Here is a 20,981-nt window from a genome sequence, read left to right on the forward strand (position 1 = left end):
TCCGGGTTCCGGGCCGGGACCTCCGACCGTGATCACGTATCGAACACCGGCCGGGGGTCCGGGTTCCGTGGCGTGCGCGACCGCCAGAGAATGCGCGTTCCGGTTGCATCTCGCAGTTCCAGGCGGCCGCCGCCCGGCCGCGGATCGGGCGGCAGGGCGAGCCGGGCCTGGTCGCCGTCGAGCGCGAGCGCGAAAGCCGCCACCCCGTCGAGCCAGACGCCGAGCATCGCGGGCCCCGCGGGGGCCGTGACATGGAGCGTGCCCGCCTCGATCCGCGCGGAAAGTCCCGGTGCGGGCGGAAGCAGGTCCGCCCGCGCATCCCCGCGGCCGATCGCGAGGCGGCTCCGCGGGCCCAGGGGGCCGGTCTCGGCCACGAACCAGCGGCAGGGTCCCGCGTACCCGCCCGCGATCCGCCGCGGCCAGACGAGGTCGGGCTGCGCGGCGGGGGAGACGATGTGGGGTCCGGCCGCGCAGAGGCGCGCAGGGCTCTCCGGTCCGGCCCCGGAACATTCGAGGCGGAGCTCCGCACGCCGCGGCCGCGCCGCGCCGGGAATGCGGGCGAAGCCCGGCTGCCACTGGGCGATCCGCGCCGGGATCCCCCCGGCCCCTCCGATCTCGATGGCGATGCGGGGCGGCCCTTCGGGCGGCCCCTCCCCGCAGGGCGCGAGATGGAGGACGAGCGCGCCGCCCGGCGCGTCGGCGGCGAGCAGGGCGGCGAGCTCGAGATCGCCCGTCCCGCCCGGGAGTGTGAGGGGCGGGCCGAGCGGCACGGAGAGCGGCCCCGGCGCGCGGATCTCGAGCCGGGCGAGGGGCGGGCCCGCCTCCCCGTCGGGGCCGGGAGGCTCCACCTCAAGCGCATGGGTCTCCCCCCGGTGGGGGGCGAGGTCGAAGAGGCGCGGCGCGGCGCGGATGTCGGGCGCCTTGTCGAGGGGCACGAGCGGGCGCCGACGGAGGCCTGCGCGCAGGCGCACGCCCTGCCGGTCGAGATCGGGGGCGCCGCGGACGAGCACCCGTCCGGAGCCCACGCGGATCTCGGCGATGGCGCCGCGGAGCGCGGGCGCCGCGAGTTCCGCCGTCTCCGCCGCCGCGCCGAGCGGCCAGCGGCCCGTGGCGTGGCGCCGCGCCCGCTTGCGGGTCCTCACGAGCGCCTGCGACCAGAGCCGCCAAGCCGTCTCGGCGGGGTCGAGCTGCGCGAGGAACCAGGCCATCTGCGCCTCGGCCGCATTCTCCGAATAGCCGCGCGCGGGCGGGTGGGACACGGTCAGGCCGGTGTCGCAGAGCACCGCATGACCGCGGCTCCGCGCGATGGCGAAGGCCGTCCAGTCGATTCCCCAGCCGAGATCGTTGCCCGCGTAATCGAGCGCGGCGAGCCGGTCCAGGACGGGCCGGGAGAGCGCCCAGACCACGCCGTCGGTCTGCGCCGCGTCGTGGAGCGCACCCGACCGCCGACCCAGAAGCGCCGTCTGCAGGCGGTAGGGGCTCACATGCACCTCCGGCGCCCAGACGCCCAGATCGGGACAGGCGGCATGGGCGGCGCGCAGACGATCCACGAGGCCCGGCCAGTCCGGGGAGCCCGCATCGGCCTGGACCTGCAGCATCAGCGCCTCGCCCCGGTGGCGACGCAGGCTCTCGGCGAACTTGCGCCCGTAATACCAGTCCTGCGGCACGCCCACCCAGTCGCCCGCCCCGGTCTCCGGCACGCCTTCGTGATTGGAGTAGATCACCGTCAGCCGCTCCACCGCGGGGCCGAGCGCGGCGGCGATGGCCTGCGCCTCCGCGCCGCGGCCGGCCCAGCTGATCACCACCGCATGGATCGGGACGAGGGACCCTTCCGCGACCGGCCGGGCCATGTCCACGGGCGCTCCGCGCATGCGCCGCAAGGCCCGGCGCAGCCTGTCAGCAAACATCGCACGCCGCCTGGCGGGAACGAGGGAAGGGGCGCGGGGAGGAGCGGGCCATGCCCTTCCGCCTAGCCGATAATCCGGGCGGGGGCGAGACGGGCAAGCAGCGGCGAGACGGGCACACCTTCACCACGATGGGCGGCGGGCCTTGTTATATCTCGCGAATATGCGAAACCCTGCGGGCCACGCGCGCAATGCTTCGAAGGACCTTATCCATGATCACACCCATCATCCTGTGCGGCGGATCGGGGACCCGGCTCTGGCCGCTCTCGCGCAAGAGCTACCCGAAGCAATTCTCCCGCCTGATCGGGGACACGACGCTCTTCCAGGCCTCCGCGGGACGCCTCGCGGGGCCGGGCACCGCGCCGCCCGTCATCGTCACAACCGACAGCTTCCGCTTCATCGTGACCGAACAACTCGCCGAGATCGGCGTGACCCCGGGCGCGGTGCTGATCGAGCCCGAGGGGCGCGACACCGCCGCGGCCGTGCTCGCGGGCGTGATGCACGTGGCCGAGACCGATCCGGAGGCCACGGTCTTGGTGGCGCCCTCCGATCACCTGATCCCCGAGACGGACGCCTTCGCCCGCGCCGTCGAGAGCGCCGCGCGCGCGGCCGCGGAGGGTCGGATCGTCACCTTCGGCATCGCGCCCGACCGGCCCGAGACGGGCTACGGCTATCTCGCGTTGGGCCAGCAGCCCGATCCCGCCGATCCGCAGGCCCCGCTGCCGCTTGAGGGTTTCGTCGAGAAGCCCGACGCGGAACGGGCCGAGGCCCTCGTCGCGGACGGCCGGCATCTGTGGAACTCGGGCATCTTCGTGTTCCGCGTCGACACCATCCTGGCGGCCTTCGCCGAGCATGCGCCGGCGCTTCCCGAAGCGGTGGGCGCGGCGCTCGCGGGGGCCAAGCGCGATCTGGGCTTCACCCGGCTCGCGGCCGAGCCCTGGGCCGCGATCGAGCCGATCTCGATCGACTACGCGGTGATGGAGAAGGCCTCGAACCTCGCCGTCGTGCCCTTCGCCGGGCGCTGGTCGGACTTGGGCGACTGGACGGCCGTCTGGCGCGAGACGCAGGCGGACGGCGTCGCGACCTCGGGGGCGGCCACCGCCATCGACTGCACCGACACGCTCCTGAGATCGGAGAACCCGCGCCAGACGCTGGTGGGGATCGGGCTCGACGACATCGTCGCGGTGGCGATGCCCGACGCGGTGCTCGTCGCCCACAAGAGCCGCTCGCAGGACGTCAAGAAGGCCGTCTCCACGCTGAAGACCAAGGGCTCGGTGCAGGCGGAGACCTTCCCCGTCGATTACCGCCCCTGGGGCTGGTTCGAGAGCCTCGTCACGGGCCCCCGCTTCCAGGTCAAGCGCATCCTCGTCCATCCGGGCGCGAGCCTCAGCCTGCAGAGCCACCATCACCGCTCCGAGCACTGGATCGTGGTGGAGGGCACGGCGCGGGTGACCGTCGACGACGAGGTGAAACTCGTGACCGAGAACCAGTCCGTCTACATCCCCTTGGGCGCCGTCCACCGGATGGAGAATCCGGGCAAGGTGCCGATGGTGCTCATCGAGGTGCAGACCGGGGCTTACGTGGGCGAGGACGACATCGTGCGCTACGAGGACGTCTATGCCCGTAGCTGACACTCCTTCGGAACGGCCCAAATTCGGCACGAGCGGACTCAGGGGCCTCGTCACCCAGCTCACCGACGAGCTGGTGGCCGCCCATGTGCGCGCCTTCGCGGGGGCCTGCGCGACCGGCGGGCGGCTTTTCGTCGGGCGCGACCTGCGCGCCTCCTCGCCGCATATCGCGGCAGTGGTCGCGGCGGCGGGGCGGACCGCGGGGCTGACGGTCACCGATCTGGGCGCGCTGCCCACCCCGGCGCTGGCGCTCGCCGCGGCCAAGGGGGAGGGCGGCGCTGTGATGGTCACGGGCAGCCACATCCCCGACGACCGCAACGGGCTCAAGTTCTACACGCTCCTGGGCGAGATCACCAAGGCCGACGAGGCCGCGATCGCCGCGGCGGTGGCCGCCGCCGCCCCTGCCCCGCCCGCCGATCCGAACGAGGACACGAAGGGCGTGCCCGGAGACGGTGCCGCACCCTACCGCGACCGTTACGTGACGGCGTTCGGAACGCAGGCGCTCGCGGGGATGACTATCGGCCTCTACGAGCATTCGACCGTGGCCCGCGACCTGCTCGCGGAGATCCTCGAGGGCCTGGGCGCGGGCGTGGTCCGGCTCGGCCGGTCGGAGACCTTCCTCCCCGTCGATACCGAGGCCGTGAGCGCGGAGATGCGCGAAGAGCTTCGCGCCTGGGCCGCGGCGCACGACCTCGACGCGATCGTCTCGGCGGATGGCGACGGCGACCGGCCGCTTCTCGCGGATGCGGACGGAGAGGTCGTGCCGGGCGACGTGCTGGGGCTCCTGGCCGCGCGGGCGATCGGCGCGGAGGTGGTGGTCACGCCCGTTTCCTCCTCCACCGCGATCGAGGCGTCGGGCGCCTTCGGGCAGGTGGTCCGCACGAGGATCGGCTCTCCTCATGTCATCGAGGGCATCGTGGCGGCGGGCCCCGAGGCGCGCGTCGCAGGGTTCGAGGCCAATGGCGGGTTCCTTCTCGGCTTTTCCGCGGACCTGCCCGGCGGCCCGCTGACGCCGCTCCTGACCCGCGACGCGGCGCTGCCGCTCCTCGCGGCGCTGGTGGCGGCGCGGGAGGCGGGCGTCGCCGCCACGGTGGCCGCCCTGCCCGCCCGGCACCGCGCCGCCGACCGGCTGACGGGGATCGACATGGGAGCCGCCGCAGCGCTCCTCGCGCGGCTCGACGAGGACGGGGTGGCGCGCGAGGAGTTCCTCGGCACGGCGGTCACGGAGATCGACCGCACCGACGGGCTCAGGATGACGCTCGGCGACGGACGCATCGTGCATCTGCGCCCCTCGGGCAACGCGCCGGAGCTGCGCTGCTACGGCGAGGCGGAGAGCATGGCGGCGGCCGAGGCGCTGGTCGAGGGCACGCTCGCCCGGGTTTCGGACCGCCTGTGACGCGGCGCGCCCTCGTCACCGGCTCCGCGGGCTTCATCGGCTTCCATCTCTGCCGGCACCTCCTGGGCCAGGGCTGGCAGGTGGCGGGCTTCGACGGGATGACCGATTACTACGACGTGGCGCTGAAGCGGCGGCGCCACCAGATCCTCCTGCAAAGCGAGGGGTTCACCGCGACCGAGGCGCTCCTCGAGGAGGATGGCGCGGTGGCGCGGGCGGCCGAGGCGGCGGAGCCCGACGTGATCGTGCATCTCGCGGCCCAGGCGGGCGTGCGCTACTCGCTCGAGAACCCCCGCGCCTATCTCGACGCCAACGTGATCGGCACGTTCAACGTGATGGAGGCGGCAAAGGACCACGCCGTCGACCACCTCCTGATGGCCTCGACCTCGTCCGTCTACGGCGCCAATACCGAGATGCCCTATGCCGAGGCGCATGCGGCCGACCATCCGCTGACCATCTACGCGGCCACCAAGAAGGCGGACGAGGCGATGGGCCATGCTTGGGCGCATCTGCACGACCTGCCCACCACGATGTTCCGGTTCTTCACCGTCTACGGGCCCTGGGGGCGGCCCGACATGGCGCTCTTCAAGTTCACCCGCGGCATCCTTGAGGGCACGCCCATCGACATCTACAATCACGGCGAGATGCGGCGCGACTTCACCTACGTGGACGATCTCGTGGAGGGCATCGTCCGGCTGATCGACGCCGTGCCTCCCCTGCCCTCCGCCCGCGCGGACTGGACGCCCGCCCCGGGCGACACGCTCAGCCCCGCGGCGCCCTGGCGGGTGGTCAATATCGGTAATTCCGAGAGCGTGCGGCTGCTCGATTTCGTGGAGGCGATCGAGGCGGAGATCGGGCGGCCCGCGATCCGCAACATGATGGAGATGCAGGCGGGCGACGTGCCCGCCACCTGGGCCGATGCGCGGCTTCTCCATGCGCTGACGGGCCACCGCTCCGAGACCGGGTTCCGAGAGGGGGTCGCGCGGTTCGTCGCCTGGTACCGCGACTACTACCGGATCTGAGCGGGACGCCCCCGCCTCCCGAAGATGTTTCGCGCGCGAAACATCTCCCCGGCTTCAGGCGGCACCCATCGGTCGGCGGCCGACGCTGACATAGGCCTCGAACCCGCCCCGCTCGGCATCGTGCGCGGAATAGACGTTCCGCAGGTCGGCCATCCGCTTCACCCGCATGGACCCGGCGAGGCGCCCGAGATCGAGCGCGCGGAACTCGTTCCACTCGGTCAGGATCACCACTAGGTCGGCGTCCTTCGCGGCCGCGTAGGCATCGTCCTCCCAGGTCACGCCTGGCAAGAGCGCCTCGCCCTCGTGGCGGCCTTGGGGATCGACGACGCGCACCTTCGCACCGCCGCCCACGAGGGCGGGGACGAGGGTGAGCGACGGCGCGTCACGCATGTCGTCAGTATTGGGTTTGAAGGTGACGCCGAGCACGGCCACGATCTTGCCGTTGAAGCTGTCGTCGCAGAGGTCGCGCAGCTTGCCGAGCATCCGCCGCTTGGCTTCCTCGTTGACCTCGATCACCGTCTCCGTGATCCGCATGGGCGAGGCGTGCTCCTGGCCGATGCGCGCGAGCGCTTTGGTGTCCTTCGGGAAGCACGACCCGCCATAGCCGGGGCCCGCATGCAGGAACTTGTTGCCGATGCGGTTGTCGAGCCCCATCCCGCGGGAGACCTGCTTGATGTCGGCGCCGACCTTCTCGCAGAGCGCGGCGATCTCGTTGATGAAGGTGATCTTGGTCGCGAGGAAGGCGTTGGCCGCGTACTTGATCATCTCCGCGCTCTCGAGGTCGGTCACCATGATCGGGAATTCGCGAAGGAAGAGGGGGCGGTAGATCTCCGACATGACCGCGCCCGCGCGCTCGGTCTCGACGCCCACGACGACGCGGTCGGGACGCATGAAATCGTCGATCGCCGCCCCCTCGCGCAGGAATTCGGGGTTCGAGGCGACGTCGAAGTCGAGCTCCGGATTGGCGGCCGCCACCACCTCGCGGACGCGGGCATTGGTGCCCACCGGCACGGTCGACTTGGTGACGATGACGACGTAGTCCTTCGCGGCCTTCGCCACCTCCTCGGCCGCGGCCATCACGTAGGTCAGGTCCGCATGCCCGTCGCCCCGCCGCGTGGGCGTGCCCACGGCGATGAAGACGGCCTGCGCGCCGTCGATCGCGCGCGCGAGATCGCGGGTGAAACTGAGCCGTCCGGCCTCGACGTTGCGCACCAGGATCTCGTCGAGCCCGGGCTCGTAGATCGGCACCTCGCCCCTCTCGAGCCGGTCGATCTTGGCCGGGTCCTTGTCGACGCAGATCACGTCATGGCCGAAATCGGAGAAACACACCCCCGAGACCAGGCCCACATATCCCGTTCCAATCACCGCAATCCGCATAATCCGTCACCCTTTTCGCCTCGATCGCGCCGGGCCGGGACCACGACGGTTCAACCGGCTTTTGGGAAAGCCGCGGACATGGCGCAAGGGGAAAGATCCCCGCCCGTCCCGGCCCCGGTAAAGGCCCTGTCCTCAGAGGAAGTCGGTTTGCAGGGCAAGCCCGGCGATATCGGTGAAATCCTCCACGACCAGCACGCCGGCCGCCCCGAAATCGAGCACGATGTCGCCCGAGACGATCCTCGCCACATCGAGAACCAATGCGGCCGCGTCATCGAAACTGTCCTCCCCGAGCCCGGGAGCGAGGTGCAGCCGGTCGTCTTCGGCCCGGCTGAAATCGACGATCCGGTCACGCCCGCCGCCCGCGAAGACGAAAACATCCGCCCCGGCGCCGCCGACGAGGACGTCGCGTCCGCCGCCGCCCGAAAGCAGGTCGTTCCCGCCGCCACCGAAGATCCGGTCGTTCCCGCCCTGCCCCAGGAGCCGGTCGTTCCCTGCCGCGCCGAAAAGGGTGTCCGCCCCGCCGCCGCCGTAGATCCTGTCGGCGTCGCCGCCGCCCCCGAGCGCGTCCCGCCCGGCCCCGCCGTAGAGCGTGTCGCGCCCCCCGTCGCCATAGAGGCTGTCGTCGCCCGCCGCCCCGAAGAGTACGTCGTTCCCGCCGCCGCCATAGATCATGTCGGCCTCGCCGCCGCCCCCGAGCGCGTCCCGTCCGGACCCGCCATAGAGCGTGTCGCGGCCCCCGTCGCCGTAGAGGCTATCGTCGCCCGCCGCCCCGAAGAGCAGGTCGTCGCCATCGCGACCGTAGACCAGGTCGTTCCCGCCGCCGCCGCCCTGCGTATCGTCGCCGCCGCCGCCATAGAGCACGTCGCCCCCGGCCCCGCCGTAGAGCGCATCGTCACCGGCCCCGCCGCCGATCGTGTCTTGGCCGCCGCCGCCGCGGGCCAGATCGTGCCCCCCCCGGCCCCAGATCGCGTCGTTCCCGCCATTGCCGAAGAGCGCGTTCCGGGCGCCATTGCCGAAGATCGTGTCGCTGCCCGATCCGGCGCGGACCGCCTCGAGGATCGTGTCCCGCGTGATCGCGAGATTGCCCTCGCCGCCATAGATGTCCGAGAAGGTGCCCGGGGCGAGGTCGATGCGGTCGCCCGCGGTGCTGTTCGACAGGTCGAGCACGTCGCGCCCGCCGGCGTCGAAGATGGTGAGCGCCACGGTATCGCCTTCGTAGAGGCGCGGACGGTCGGCGCCGCCCAGGGCCGCGAAGACCGCGCCGAGCGTGCCGTCCGACCCGACCCCCCAGACCGTCGCGCCCCGCGTGACGGTGCTGGCGCCGTAAAGATCCTGGATGGCGACGATGTCGGCCTGCATCGGCGTGATGAGCTCGGCGCGCGGGACGCCGACATTGGGGTTCTCCTCCTGGGAGAAGTAGGACATCACCGAGAGCTGCCAGCTGTCGTTGGCGAAGGTGGCGTCGCTGAATTCGGCGCCGATATCGTAATCGCCCTGGTGTCCGAGCCCCAGCGCGTGACCGATCTCGTGGAGATAGGTGGAGAAGGCGTAGCTGTCGATCGTGGTGCCGTACCGCTGCAGCCATTCCGCGCCCACATTCACATCGGCGGAGAAGGTCTCGCCGGTCACGGGGTTGTACTGGACCCCGCCCTCGCCGCCGGCCCTGTCGTTCGTGAAGGTGATGTCGGCCCCGCCCGCGACCTCGCGGAACGAGATGTCGGCGACCCGTTCCCAGGCCTCGAACGCCCAGCGGGCGAGTTGCGTCCCGCCTGCGCCGAGCCCCGTCAGATCGACGGTGACGACATTGCTGTTCGACGGGACGAAAGCGTGCCGGACGGCGCCCCGATCCTCCCAGTAGCCGTCGGTCTGATAGCGCGCGAGCGTGTCGAGATCGGCAAGAGGGATGGAGCGGGCGGCGGTGGCGATGGGCATGGAAAGGGTCCTACGTGGGTCGATCTGACAGATACGGGCTCCGGAGCCGGGATCCAGCCTCCGCCCGACATCGCGGCCCGGGAGGCCGGCTTGGGCCGCCCCGCGCGCCCCGACGGCGCGCGGGCAGAAAAGCCTGACTTTCTTAAGGCCCGATGAACGGATTGGGATCGGCGGATGCCGGGGCGTGCCGTCTCAGCGCGACGCACGGCCCTTCACCCAGCCCAGGAAGGCGCGCGAGGGCACCGCAAGCCGCGGCCGGCCCGTGGCATCCCACCAGGCGCGCCATTCCGCCTCGAGCGCATGGACGTCCGCGCCCGGCGCGAGGACCCGCGCGGCGGCGAGCGTCTCCGCGTCGAGCGCCGCCAGCGCCGCCACGGGCACCCGCGCGCGGCGCTGGCTCACCCGGACCACGTCGCCCGGATCCTCCGCGAGGAGATAATCGGGCAGGCCGTTCTGCGCGATCATCCGGCGCAGTGCGGCGCGAAACACCCTGAGCGGCGCGGCGGATCCCGATTTCAGGTGCAGCGTGGCCATCCCCACCCGCCATTCCGGCTGGCGTCCGCAATGCTTGCGCGCGAGCTCGTAGACCCGCCGCTCGAGCGGCTTTCTGAGATGGAAGTAATCGCGGCTGAGCGTCAGGACCGATTTCGACAGGACCGCCCGCCAGAGCCATTCCGACAGCGTCACCCGGACCGAGACCATGCGCCCGCCCTTCGCCCGGCGCACGATCTCCCAGGCGTCGATCAGGCCGAAGCCACGCGTCGTCTCGACCCCGCCGGTGGCGATGTTGGTCGTGATCCGCGTGCCCGCGAGCCGCTCGAACGCCTCGCGCAGCCGGGCATAGCCGTCGCCCGACGTGTCGCGGTTGGTCGCCACGAGCAGGTCGTGCGCGCGCAGATGCAGATGACGCGACACCGCCCGGCCCGCATTGATCGCGGCCATGAGCTGGCTCACGCAATAGATCAGAATGTCCTTGTCGTGGATGGTCGCCCGTCCCCGGACGGACGGCGTCACCGACACCTCCATGCCGTTATGGACGTAGTCGAGGATGCGCCGGTCGGGCCGCGTGGCGAGCGAGAAGATCGGGTGCTCCATGGATCCGAGATCGCCCTTGGGGCTCGCCCCGAAGACGTCGCAGAGGAAGAAATCCGCCCCGCCCCCGGTGATGTCGCCGCTTCCGGCCATGTCCCGCCTCCATCCGGCCGGCCTCGTTCCACGTGCCGACTATCGGGGTTTCAGTGACACCCTAGGCTTATCCACAGATCCGGTCCAGCCAGCCCGTCGGGGGATCGGAGTCGTACCGACGTGGGATCGGAATCGCACGAACGTGGGATCGGATTCACTTACCATGCGAAAACCCGGATAAAAGTCTTTCGGCGCGGTAGTTTCTGATCAAATCGGAAAGCCGTAACACTAGACTAACTATCTTTAACCAGCAAAAATTTTCGTTCCTTCCGGTTTTCCCGGTTCTCACCCGTGCCGGAAGAAACCCAAATCCAAGAAAAAGCTTAGAAATTCTCTGAATGTCAGTATTCCTGTTTCATGTTCTGCGATTCTCGCTACACTGAGAGAAACGACGAACATCGAGGATGTCATGGTCTCGGAAACATCCCTGCCCCCGTATCTGCGGCTCGATCCGGACATGGCCCTGGCAGGTCTCGGCGCGCCTGCCAGTACCGACGATTTCGCCCGTATCGCGGCGGCCTGTACCCAGGGCCGCGACGATCTGGCGAACCGCGGTCTCGAGGATGGCGCCGCGCGAAAGCTGCGTCTCTTCTCCACGTGGGAGATCACCCGTTATCTGATCCCCGTGGCGCAGGGACATTTCCGGCGGGTCCTGAAACAGAACCCCGACCTGCCGCAGGGACGATCGGAGACTGAAGGTGGGGCCAAGTGGTTCACCCTCGACGAAGTCTCCACGCTCCGCGCGCATTTCGCCGCGGAAGGATCGAAGGCGAAGGGTTACCTGCCCTACCGGCCCGAAGGACAACCCGCCAAGATCGCCGCCGTGGCCAATTTCAAGGGCGGCGTCGGCAAGACCTCGACGGCCGCGCATCTTGCCATGTCGGCCGCGCTCGACGGCTACCGCGTCCTGATGATCGACCTCGACAGCCAAGGGTCCATGACGTCGGTCTTCGGAGGGCGGGTGGAGGACGAGTGGCGGACCGTGTTCCCTCTTCTCGCGCGTCACTACGCGAACTACCTGCGGGCCGAGAACCAGCGTCGCCTCGATCGCGGCGACGCGCCGGTCCCGCTCGACGACACGCTGAACGAGGCGCTCGGCATCGTGTCCGCCGACGTGATTCAGAAGACCCACTGGCCGAACATCGACCTCATCGGCGCGCAGCTGAACCTCTACTGGGCGGAGTTCCAGATGCCGGTCTGGCGCATGCAGGGGCGCGGCTGGAAGCTCTGGGACGCGCTCACCGACATCCTCGGCGCCGACGGGGTGCTCGACCGCTACGACGTGGTCTTCATCGATACGCCGCCCGCGCTCGGATATCTCACGATCAACGGGCTCGCCGCGGCCGACATCCTCCTCGTCCCGCTGGGCGCGTCTTTCCTCGAATTCGATTCGACGGGACGTTTCTTCGACATGCTGCACACGACGTTCCGCTCCATCGAGGATGGCGAGAACCTCGCCGCCCGCGCACTTGGACGCGACGAGACGCATTTCCAGTGGGATGCGGTGCGCGCCGTCGTCACCCGCTACGACGGGGCGCAGCAGGCCGAGCTCGCCGCGCTGATGCAGGCCTATCTCGGCCAGACCCTGTCGCCGCACCGTCAGGGCATGACCGCGCTCATCGGTCAGGCGGGCGAGCAGGTGCGCGGCATCTACGAGGCCGATTACCGCGACTTCAACCGTGAGACCTATGCCCGTGGCCGGGAGACCTTCGATGCGACCTACGCGGCCTTCAAGCAGCTCCTGATCGGGGCCTGGCGGCGCGACGTGCTCGCGGAGGCGGAATGACGAACCCGCCTGCCCCCGGCGGCGATGTTTCGCGCGCGAAACATTCCTGTCATGCATTCGACCACGTGCGAAGAGGAGAGAGGCGATGGCCAAGCGCAGGCGATTGAGCCCGGCCCGGACGGATCCGGTGACCGATTCCGCGTCCGGGAAGGCGACGCCCTTCTCCGCCCCTCCGATCGCGGGCCTTGCCGGCGATGCCGCGCAGAACGCCGCCGCGGCGGAACTCGCCGAGACGCTGACGCGGGCCCGTCTCGAGGGCCGGATGGTGCTGGAGCTGCCGCTCGACCGGATCGACGCGGGCTATCTCGTGCGCGACCGGATCGCCGCCGATGAGGACGAGATGACCGCGCTGATGACGAGCCTCGCCGCGCGCGGCCAGCAGACCCCGATCGAAGTCACCGATCTCGGGGATGGGCAATACGGCCTGATCTCCGGCTGGCGGCGTCTCGAGGCGCTGCGGCGTCTGGGTCCCGAAGGCGGACCGGATCGTATCCTCGCGCTGCTGCGCACTCCGCAGGAAGCCGGAGAGGCTTATCTTGCCATGGTCGAGGAAAACGAGATCCGGGTGGGTCTCGGCCATTACGAACGGGCCCGGATCGTCTGGAAGGCCGTGGAGCAGGAAGCCTATCCCGACGTGAGGGCCGCCCTGCAAGCCCTCTTCCACGCCGCCTCGCGGTCGAAGCGATCGAAGATCGGCAGCTTCCTCACGCTCGTCGAACATCTCGACGGCGTGCTCGCTTTTCCCGAGACGCTGGGGGAGCGCCTGGGCCTTTCCCTCGCCAAGGCGCTGGAGGAGGATCCGTCGCTTGCGGATCGGATCCGCGCGCGGCTCACGGAGACACCCCCGAAGGACGGCGCGGCGGAGCAGGCCGTGATCGCGGAGATCCTGAAGTCGCAATCCGTGAAAGGATCCCGTCCATCCCGCCCGGCTGTTTCGCAACGATCCGAGCCGGGTTCGGCGCGGCGCCTGAAAGTCACGCTGCGCGACGGCGTCGAGTTCGTGGAGCACATGGACGGCAGCGTCACCCTGCAGGGCGACGCCGTCGATGCCGCCTTCCGCGCCGATCTCGTGCGCTGGATCAGCGAGACCTGGCAGCCCGATCCGGAGTGAGGATCACTCCTTCAGGAGGCCGAGCAGGTATTTCCCGTAGGGGTTCTTCGCGAATTTCTCGCCCCGCGCCCTGAGGGCGTCGCGGTCGATCCAGCCCCGGGCGAAGGCGATCTCTTCCGGGCAGCCCACCTGCTGGCCCTGCCGCTCGCTCAGCGTCCGCACGAAATTCCCGGCATCGAGGAGGGAGCCGTGCGTCCCCGTGTCGAGCCAGGCGAAGCCCCGGCCCATCTGCGCGACGTCGAGGGACCCGTCGGCGAGGTACATCTCGAGGAGCGTCACGATCTCGAGCTCGCCGCGCGCCGAGGGCGTGACCTTCCTCGCCCGTTCGGAGGCAGTCCCGTCGAGGAAGTAGAGCCCCGTCACCGCGTAATTCGACGGCGGCACCTCCGGCTTCTCGATGATGGCGCGTACCGTGCCGTCGCCATCGAAATCCACCACGCCGTAGCGTTCGGGATCGGCCACCCGGTAGCCGAAGACCGTTCCCCCTGTTTCCCGCGCGGACGCCCGTTCGAGGTGCTGCGGCAGGTCGTGGCCGAAGAAGATGTTGTCGCCCAGAACCATGGCCGAGGCTGCGCCGTCGAGGAAATCCTCGGCCAGCAGATAGGCCTGCGCGAGCCCGTCCGGGCTCGGCTGGACGATATAGGTGAAGGCGAGGCCCCATTGCGACCCGTCGCCCAGCGTGCGCTCGAACTGGTCGCGATCCTCGGGCGTGGTGATGAGGGCGATCTCGCGGATCCCCGTCAGCATCAGCACGCTGATCGGGTAGTAGATCATCGGCTTGTCGTAGATCGGCAGGAGCTGTTTCGACACCCCGATCGTGATCGGATAGAGCCGCGTGCCGGAGCCTCCGGCGAGGATGATGCCCTTGCGCTTCGTCATGACGTCAACTCCTTCACGATGCGGACGAGCGCGGCGCGCCAATCGGCCGGCGGGATCCCGAAATCGGCCGTGAGCCCCGTGCAGTCGAGCCGGGAATTCAGCGGCCGCGCGGCCGGGGTCGGATATTCCGCCGTGGGGATCCCGGTCACGGCCACGTCCCGTCCCGCGGCGCGGAATGTTTCGCGCGCGAAACAGGCCCAGCTCGCGGCGGGCTGGCCCGCGTAATGATAGGTCCCGCCCCCCTGCCCGTCCGCCATCGCCCGGGCCATGACGACGAGCGCGTTCGCGATGCCGTCGGCCGGCGTCGGTCCCCCGACCTGGTCGTCGACGATGGAGAACGCGTCGCGGGTCTCCGAAAGCCGCAGCATGGTCTTCACGAAATTGCCGCCATGGGCGGAGAAGACCCAGGATGTCCGCAGGATCGCGTGCCGTCCCCCGGCCTCGCGCACGGCACGCTCCCCGGCGAGCTTCGTCCGCCCGTAGGCGTTGAGCGGTGCGCAGGCCGCGTCGGGGGCGCGGGGCGCATCGCCCGTCCCGTCGAAGACGTAGTCGGTCGAGACCTGCAGGAACGGCACGTCCAGATCCGCGGCCGCGCGCGCCATCGCGCCGGGGGCGTCGGCATTGATGCGCAGGGCCAGCGCCTCCTCCTCCTCGGCGCGGTCGACGGCGGTATAGGCGGCGGCGTTGATCACCGCATCGGGCCGCGCGGCACGGATCGCCGCCGCGCAGGCCTCGGGATCGGCGAGGTCCGCCCGGTCGCGTCCGAGCGCCGTGACGCCGGGATGCTCCTGCAGATGCGTGGCCACTTGGCCCGTCCGGCCAAAGACGAGGAGCTTCATGCCGACTTCCCCGTGCCGAGCCGTTGTCCCACGCCCTGGCGGTCCTGCAGGGCCCGCCACCAGGGCTCGTTGTCGAGATACCAGGCGACCGTCCGCTCGAGCCCCTCGTCGAGCGTCACCGAGGGCCGCCAGCCCAGCTCCTCGCGGATCCGCGACGGATCGATGGCATAGCGCAGGTCGTGTCCGGGCCGGTCGGCGACGAAGGTGATCAGATCGGCATGGGGGCCGTCCGCGGGCCTGAGCCGGTCGAGGATGGCACAGATCCGCCGTACGAGATCGAGGTTCGTGGCCTCGTTCTCGCCGCCCACGTTGTAGCTGCGCCCCACCTCTCCCTTCGCCAGCACCGTCAGGAGCGCATCGGCATGATCCTCGACATAGAGCCAGTCGCGCACGTTCGCGCCTTCGCCGTAGACCGGGATCGGCTCGCCCGCGAGGGCGCGCAGGATCACGACGGGCACCAGCTTCTCGGGAAAGTGGAAGGGCCCGTAATTGTTCGAGCAATTGGTGAGCAGCACCGGCAGCCCGTAGGTCTCCCCCCAGGCGCGCACCAGGTGGTCGGACGCGGCCTTCGAAGCCGAATAGGGGGAGTTCGGCGCGTAGGGGCTCTCCTCGGTGAAGAACCCCGTCGGTCCGAGTGAGCCGAACACCTCGTCGGTGGAGACATGGTGGAAGCGGAACCCCTCGGGCCGCCCCTCGGCCTCCCAGTACGCGCGGGCCGCCTGCAGGAGGTTGTAGGTGCCCGTCACGTTGGTCTCGACGAAGGCGCCGGGCCCGTCGATGGAGCGGTCCACGTGGCTCTCGGCCGCGAGGTGCAGCACCGCGTCGGGACGATGCGCCGCGAAGATGGGCCCGAGCGCGTCCGCGTCGCGCAGGTCGGCCTCGACGAAGGCATAGCCGGGCGCGTCCGCCACGGAGGCCACGTTGTCGAGGCAGGCGGCATAGGTCAGCGCGTCGAGATTGACCACCTCGTGCCCGCGCGCGATGGCGAGCCGCACGACGGCCGAACCGATGAACCCGGCCCCTCCGGTGACGAGCAACTTCATGCCGTGCCCTCCGGGAAGGGGGTGCCGATCTGCGACAGAAGCGGCGCCGCCGCGTCCTTGTCGGACAGGATCGCCGCGTCGGGGGAGAGGCCCCAGTCGATGCCGATCTCCGGATCGTCCCAGGCCACCGCGCCGTCGCAATCGGGCGCATAGAAATCCGAGCACTTGTAGATGATCTCGGTGTCGTCCGCCCGCGTGGCGAAGCCGTGCAGGAACCCCGCCGGGATCAGGAGCTGGCGGCCGTTCTCCGCCGTGAGCTCGACGCCCACCCATTGCCCGTAGGTCGGACTTCCCGCGCGGATGTCGACGGCCACGTCGAGAAGCGCGCCGCGCCCGCAGCGCACGAGCTTGGCCTGGGCGTGCGGGGGACGCTGGTAATGCAGGCCCCTGACCGTGCCCGCCTGGGCGGAGAGGGAATGGTTGTCCTGCACGAAATCGAGATCGATCCCGGCCTCGGCCATCCGCTCCCGGTTCCAGGTCTCCGCGAAGAAGCCGCGTGCGTCGCCGAACCGGCGGGGGGTGAGGATGAGGACGCCGTCGAGCGCCGTTCGGTCGACCTGCATGGGGCCTCGCATGGGGATGTCGGATCGCCGCCACGCTTTATCGTGCTGTACCCGTCCTTGTGAACCGCTAATGCGGGATCAGGATGAACGGGCGGAGGTGCGGATGCAGGGCGGAACGGATTTCGCGGCTGCGGGCGGGGCAGGGCGCCTCGTCGCCGTGGTCGTCACCTACGATCGTCTGGGCCCCCTGAAGGTCACGCTCGCCCGCCTTCTCGAGGCGGAGGCGGCGCATCTTGCCGCCGTGGTGGTGATCGACAACGCGAGCGGCGACGGCACCGCCGACTGGCTCGACGGCCAGGACGATCCGCGCCTGTTCGTGCATCGCTGCGAAACCAATCTCGGGGGCGCGGGGGGCTTCGCGCGCGGCATGCGCCTCGCCGTGGAGGAATGCGACGCGGATGTCCTCGTGGTGATGGACGACGACGCGCGGCCCGTCCCCGGTGCGCTCGCGGCCTTCCACGCAGCCCCCCGCGCGCCCGACCGCGCCGTCGCCGCCGCGGTGCGCTATCCGGGCGGCGGCATCTGCGAGATGAACCGCCCCGGCCTCAACCCCTTCGCGCGGCCCTCGGTGTTCCTGGGCGCCCTGGCGGGTCTTTTCCGCGGCCGGGCGCGGGCGGCCTGGCACGTGCCGGACGCGGATTTCGAGGGTACCGCCCCGCGGGAGATCGACATGGGCTCCTTCGTCGGCCTCTTCGTGCCGCGGGAGGCGATCGCCCGCTGCGGCTATCCCGATCCGGGGCTCTTTCTCTACGGCGACGACGTGATCTACTCGCTCGGCCTCAGGCGCGCCGGGATCGCGATCGACTTCGACCCCGCGCTGCATTTCGAGCACGATTGCGAGACCTACGCGGCGGGGCAGGGGACGCGGACCCAGGGCCCGCTCTGGAAGCTCTACTACCTGCAGCGCAACCGCCTCATCATGTACCGCCGCGCCGCGGGTCCGCTCTTCTGGCTCTTCGGCCCCCTCCTCGCGCTCGCCTGGGGAGGCCGGGCGCGGGGGCCGGGCGCGCGCCGGGTCTGGGCGCGGGCGGCGCTCGACGGCCTCGCGCGGCGCACGGACCGCCCGCACGACGAGATCCTGCGCCTCGCCCGCGCGCCCTGAGCTCAGGCGTTCAGGATGGTGCGGTGGTAGCGGCCCATCAGGATCAGCCCCATGACGAGGCAGATGAGGGCGATCGCGGCCACATAGGCGAGCGAGACGTAATCGGCGGCATAGCTTGGATAGATCCCGCTGCGCATCTCTCCGGTGATGTGGATGAGCGGAACCCAGTAGAGGATCGCCTGCACGTTCGCGGGCATGTCCTCGTAGAGGAAGAACACCCCGGAGACGATGAAGAGCGGCCGCATCGCGATCGACCAGACGGTCTCCCAGACCGGAAAGAGGCCCATCAGCGCGCAGTTGAGCATTCCCACGCCGAGCCCGAGGATCATGGACATGCCGATCGCCGCGATGACCGGTCCCATATCGACCGTGACCCGCGTATCGGCGGCGGCGAGGATCGCGAAGAGCAGCACGTAGGTGACGAGGATCCCCGTCAGCGCGTTCAGCACGAACCGCGCCAGCACCGCGTCGAGCCAGGTGACGGCCGGATAGTAGAGCAGCGCGCGGGAGAAGCCGATCGAGCGCGCGATCTTGTTCGACAGGTCCTGGTAGAGCGTGAAGGGCAGGTAGCCCGAGGCGTAGAAGAGCAGGAAGCTGTTGCCGAGCGACGGGGTCCGCAGGAGAAGCGAGAAGCCGAAAGAGAGGATCAGGATGCCGCCCAGGGGCTCGAGCAGCGCCCAGGCATAGCCCCCCGGGGAGCGGCCGTAGCGGGTCGACATCTCGCGCAGGATCAGCGCCAGGATCGCGCGGAAGGCGGGCAGGGAGCGGTTGACCCGGCGCAGCCGGCCAGGCTGTGGGGTCCGGGTTTCGGGCATGGCGGGAGGCATGGGCGCGGGCGATCCCGGACTGGCAATTGCGCTCGCTAATATGATAGAGCGGGATCGAAAAGACAAACCGCTATCGGCGTGACGGACAGCCCATGAACAAGCCCCCCGACGGAGCCGCCGCGCGCGGGGCACCGGCCGCGTCCGGCCCGGACGGAACCGCCGCGCGCCGCGCCGCGCCGGCCAACAAGCCCGCCGGTGCGAAGAACCTGCAGGCCGTGCCGCCCGCCGCGCCCGCGTCTCCCGGCCCGGAGACGGAAGCGGCGGCACGTCCGATCGCGCGGCGCGCCGGCATGAAGTCGCGCCACTGGGGTCTCCTGGCGGGGTTCGTCGCCCTCGTCGCGCTCCCGCTTCTGGCCACGATCGTCTATCTCTGGGGGTTCGCGGAGGACCAGTACGCCTCGAGCGCGGGTTTCACCGTGCGCCAGGAAGAGGGCGGCGGCGCCTCCGAGCTTCTGGGCGGTCTGGCGCAGCTCGCAGGTACCGGCACCGGCTCGGACGGCGACATCCTCTACGAGTTCATCCAGAGCCAGGAGATGGTCCGCGAGGTCGATGCCGAGCTGGGGCTCCGGACGCATTACGCCGCGCCCTTCCCCGGCGATCCGGTCTTCGCGCTCTGGCCCGGCGCGACGATCGAGGATCTGCAGGATTACTGGCAGCGCATGGTGCGGATCTCCTTCGACCAGGCCTCGGGCCTCATCGAGGTGCAGGCGCTCGCCTTCACGCCCGACATGGCGCAGGACATCGCGGCGGCGATCGTGGCGCGCAGCCAGGACATGATCAACGATCTGAACCTGCAGGCCCGCGAGGACGCGATGCGCTACGCGCGCGAGGATCTCGACGAGGCGCTCGTCCGGCTCAAGACCGCGCGCGAGGCGCTGACCTCGTTCCGCACCCGTACCCAGATCGTCGATCCGGAGGCCGACATCCAGGGCCGCATGGGAGTGATGGCCAGCCTCCAGCAGCAGCTCGCCCAGGCGCTGATCGAGTACGACCTCTCCGCGCAGACCGCCAATCCGGGCGATCCGCGCCTCAGCCAGTCGCGCCAGCGCATCGAGGTGATCCGCAACCGCATCGCCGAGGAACGCCAGAGCTTCGCCTCCGACGATACCCAGATGGGCGGGGTCGGGGAGGATTACCCCTCGCTCATCGCCGAGTACGAGGGCCTGAGCGTCGACCGGGAATTCGCGGAGGAGACCTACCGCGCGGCGCTCGCGGCCGTCGATCTCGCCCGCGCCAAGGCGCAGCGGCAGAGCCGTTACCTCGCCACCTACATCGCGCCCACCGCGCCGGAGATGGCCGAATATCCGCGCCGCGTCATCCTGACGGCCCTCACCGCGCTGTTCCTGACGCTGGTCTGGTCGATCCTCGCCCTCGTCTACTACTCCATCCGCGACCGTGGGTGAGCGGCGTCCCGAAAAGGCTCCAGTGGAGCCTTTTAGCCGCGAACGGGCGATAGCCCCGGCCCGGAGGGAGCGGCGTCCCGAAAAGGGTGAGGCCCGCGAGGCCCGCCTCCGGTGGAGGCGGGCCGGGCCGAACGGGGAGTTTTCCAACTGCGAACGCGCGATGGCCCCGGCCGCGAAATCCGGGTTCCGGCGGGGACCGCGCGTCCGGCCCGCTGCGAAACCCGCCATCCGTGTCACGCCCTGAGCCCCGATGATCGTCTTCGAGCACCTGACGAAGAGCTTCAACCTGCGCGGCATCCGCAAGGTGGTGATCGACGATCTCGACATGGTGCTGCCCACCGGCGCCTCGCTGGCGCTCCTGGGGAGGAACGGCGCGGGCAAGTCGACGCTCCTGCAGATGATCGCGGGCACGCTCCGGCCCGATCACGGGCGGATCGTGTCGGACGGCTCGATCTCCTGGCCGGTGGGCTTCGGCGGCTCGTTCCACCGCGATCTGACCGGCGCGCAGAACGTGCGGTTCCTGGCGCGCGTCTACGGCGTCGACACCGAGGAGCTCGAGGATTTCGTCGCCGATTTCGCCGAGCTCGGGCGGCATTTCCACATGCCGGTCCGCTCCTATTCGAGCGGCATGCGCTCGCGGCTGACCTTCGGCACCTCGATGGGAATCCCCTTCGACACCTATCTCGTCGACGAGGTGACGGCGGTGGGCGACAAGGCGTTCCGCCGCAAGAGCCAGACGCTCTTTCGCGACCGGATGCGGCAATCCTCCGCGATCCTCGTCAGCCACAACACCGAGGATCTGCGGCAATTCTGCGATGCGGGGCTGGTGCTCGAGGCGGGCCGTCTGGAATATTTCTCCGATCTCGAGGCGGCGATCGCGCGCCACGAGGAGGTGATGGCCGCCCCCCGTCCAAGCCTCGCCTGAACGCCCGCCCCCGCCCCGCGAGCCCCCCGCCCGCCATCGCGCCTTGAACGCCGGGCGCATCT

The 20,981-nt window shown here is 70.3% G+C and carries 17 protein-coding genes; 8 read left to right on the forward strand and 9 right to left on the reverse strand.

The features are described from left to right. Positions 1 to 32: 32 nt before the first annotated feature. Positions 33 to 1,907, reverse strand: coding sequence for a hypothetical protein (locus tag LX81_RS16050; RefSeq protein WP_146259452.1), 1,875 nt, complete (start codon positions 1,905 to 1,907; stop codon positions 33 to 35). 209 nt (positions 1,908 to 2,116) lie between these two features. On the opposite strand from LX81_RS16050, the gene LX81_RS16055 reads away from it, so the two are divergent. From LX81_RS16055 to LX81_RS16065, 3 genes are read left to right on the forward strand one after another with little or no spacing between them, the layout of a single operon-like run. Then, positions 2,117 to 3,535: a mannose-1-phosphate guanylyltransferase/mannose-6-phosphate isomerase gene (locus tag LX81_RS16055; protein ID WP_111538374.1), complete on the forward strand. Its 1,419-nt coding sequence runs from the start codon at positions 2,117 to 2,119 to the stop codon at positions 3,533 to 3,535. Then, the gene (locus LX81_RS16060; protein WP_111538334.1) at positions 3,522 to 4,928 is read left to right on the forward strand and encodes a phosphohexomutase domain-containing protein; all 1,407 of its coding nucleotides are present in this window, start codon (positions 3,522 to 3,524) and stop codon (positions 4,926 to 4,928) included. Before LX81_RS16055 ends, LX81_RS16060 begins: the two co-directional genes overlap by 14 nt. Further along, positions 4,925 to 5,947, forward strand: a complete 1,023-nt coding sequence (locus LX81_RS16065) for an NAD-dependent epimerase/dehydratase family protein (protein WP_111538335.1) — start codon at positions 4,925 to 4,927, stop codon at positions 5,945 to 5,947. The genes LX81_RS16060 and LX81_RS16065 overlap by 4 nt, the downstream gene beginning before the upstream one ends. Before the next feature lie 54 nt (positions 5,948 to 6,001). On the opposite strand, the gene LX81_RS16070 is transcribed toward LX81_RS16065, so the two are convergent. From LX81_RS16070 to LX81_RS16080, 3 genes are all read right to left on the reverse strand, one after another. After that, on the reverse strand, positions 6,002 to 7,324 hold the full coding sequence (locus tag LX81_RS16070; protein ID WP_111538336.1) for a UDP-glucose dehydrogenase family protein: 1,323 nt from the start codon (positions 7,322 to 7,324) through the stop codon (positions 6,002 to 6,004). A gap of 132 nt (positions 7,325 to 7,456) precedes the next feature. Beyond that, positions 7,457 to 9,256 (reverse strand): M10 family metallopeptidase C-terminal domain-containing protein, encoded by a 1,800-nt coding sequence (locus tag LX81_RS16075; RefSeq protein WP_111538337.1) that lies wholly within the window; start codon positions 9,254 to 9,256, stop codon positions 7,457 to 7,459. A 192-nt stretch (positions 9,257 to 9,448) separates the two neighbouring features. Beyond that, positions 9,449 to 10,441: a replication initiator protein A gene (locus tag LX81_RS16080; RefSeq protein ID WP_111538338.1), complete on the reverse strand. Its 993-nt coding sequence runs from the start codon at positions 10,439 to 10,441 to the stop codon at positions 9,449 to 9,451. A 409-nt stretch (positions 10,442 to 10,850) separates the two neighbouring features. Here LX81_RS16080 and LX81_RS16085 point away from each other — a divergent pair, with 409 nt between their 5' ends. After that, entirely contained in the window at positions 10,851 to 12,227 is a 1,377-nt protein-coding gene (locus LX81_RS16085) for an AAA family ATPase (protein ID WP_111538339.1), read from the forward strand. 85 nt (positions 12,228 to 12,312) lie between these two features. Next, positions 12,313 to 13,338, forward strand: a complete 1,026-nt coding sequence (locus tag LX81_RS16090) for a ParB/RepB/Spo0J family partition protein (protein WP_111538340.1) — start codon at positions 12,313 to 12,315, stop codon at positions 13,336 to 13,338. A gap of 3 nt (positions 13,339 to 13,341) precedes the next feature. On the opposite strand, the gene rfbA is transcribed toward LX81_RS16090, so the two are convergent. The 4 genes from rfbA to rfbC are packed head-to-tail and all read right to left on the reverse strand — an operon-like array spanning position 13,342 to position 16,662. Continuing rightward, positions 13,342 to 14,217 (reverse strand): glucose-1-phosphate thymidylyltransferase RfbA, encoded by an 876-nt coding sequence (gene rfbA, locus LX81_RS16095; RefSeq protein ID WP_111538341.1) that lies wholly within the window; start codon positions 14,215 to 14,217, stop codon positions 13,342 to 13,344. Continuing rightward, positions 14,214 to 15,116: a dTDP-4-dehydrorhamnose reductase gene (gene rfbD / locus LX81_RS16100; protein ID WP_234822648.1), complete on the reverse strand. Its 903-nt coding sequence runs from the start codon at positions 15,114 to 15,116 to the stop codon at positions 14,214 to 14,216. The genes rfbA and rfbD overlap by 4 nt, the downstream gene beginning before the upstream one ends. Continuing rightward, a complete protein-coding gene (gene rfbB / locus LX81_RS16105) occupies positions 15,053 to 16,099 on the reverse strand; it encodes a dTDP-glucose 4,6-dehydratase (RefSeq protein ID WP_111538342.1) in 1,047 nt (348 codons plus the stop codon). The genes rfbD and rfbB overlap by 64 nt, the downstream gene beginning before the upstream one ends. Continuing rightward, entirely contained in the window at positions 16,096 to 16,662 is a 567-nt protein-coding gene (rfbC, locus tag LX81_RS16110) for a dTDP-4-dehydrorhamnose 3,5-epimerase (protein WP_111538343.1), read from the reverse strand. Before rfbC ends, rfbB begins: the two co-directional genes overlap by 4 nt. Before the next feature lie 70 nt (positions 16,663 to 16,732). Between rfbC and LX81_RS16115 the strand changes: the two genes are divergently transcribed. Then, positions 16,733 to 17,764 (forward strand): glycosyltransferase, encoded by a 1,032-nt coding sequence (locus tag LX81_RS16115; protein WP_234822649.1) that lies wholly within the window; start codon positions 16,733 to 16,735, stop codon positions 17,762 to 17,764. A gap of 2 nt (positions 17,765 to 17,766) precedes the next feature. On the opposite strand, the gene LX81_RS16120 is transcribed toward LX81_RS16115, so the two are convergent. Further along, positions 17,767 to 18,591: an ABC transporter permease gene (locus tag LX81_RS16120; RefSeq protein ID WP_111538344.1), complete on the reverse strand. Its 825-nt coding sequence runs from the start codon at positions 18,589 to 18,591 to the stop codon at positions 17,767 to 17,769. 92 nt (positions 18,592 to 18,683) lie between these two features. Between LX81_RS16120 and LX81_RS16125 the strand changes: the two genes are divergently transcribed. Both LX81_RS16125 and LX81_RS16130 read left to right on the forward strand, forming a co-directional pair. Beyond that, complete coding sequence (locus tag LX81_RS16125; protein ID WP_111538345.1) at positions 18,684 to 19,994, forward strand: KpsE/RkpR family capsule polysaccharide export protein; 1,311 nt, start codon at positions 18,684 to 18,686, stop codon at positions 19,992 to 19,994. 250 nt (positions 19,995 to 20,244) lie between these two features. Then, complete coding sequence (locus tag LX81_RS16130; protein WP_111538346.1) at positions 20,245 to 20,919, forward strand: ABC transporter ATP-binding protein; 675 nt, start codon at positions 20,245 to 20,247, stop codon at positions 20,917 to 20,919. Positions 20,920 to 20,981: the final 62 nt, after the last annotated feature.

This window comes from Palleronia aestuarii (assembly GCF_003253995.1).
Taxonomy (GTDB): Bacteria; Pseudomonadota; Alphaproteobacteria; order Rhodobacterales; family Rhodobacteraceae; genus Palleronia; species Palleronia aestuarii.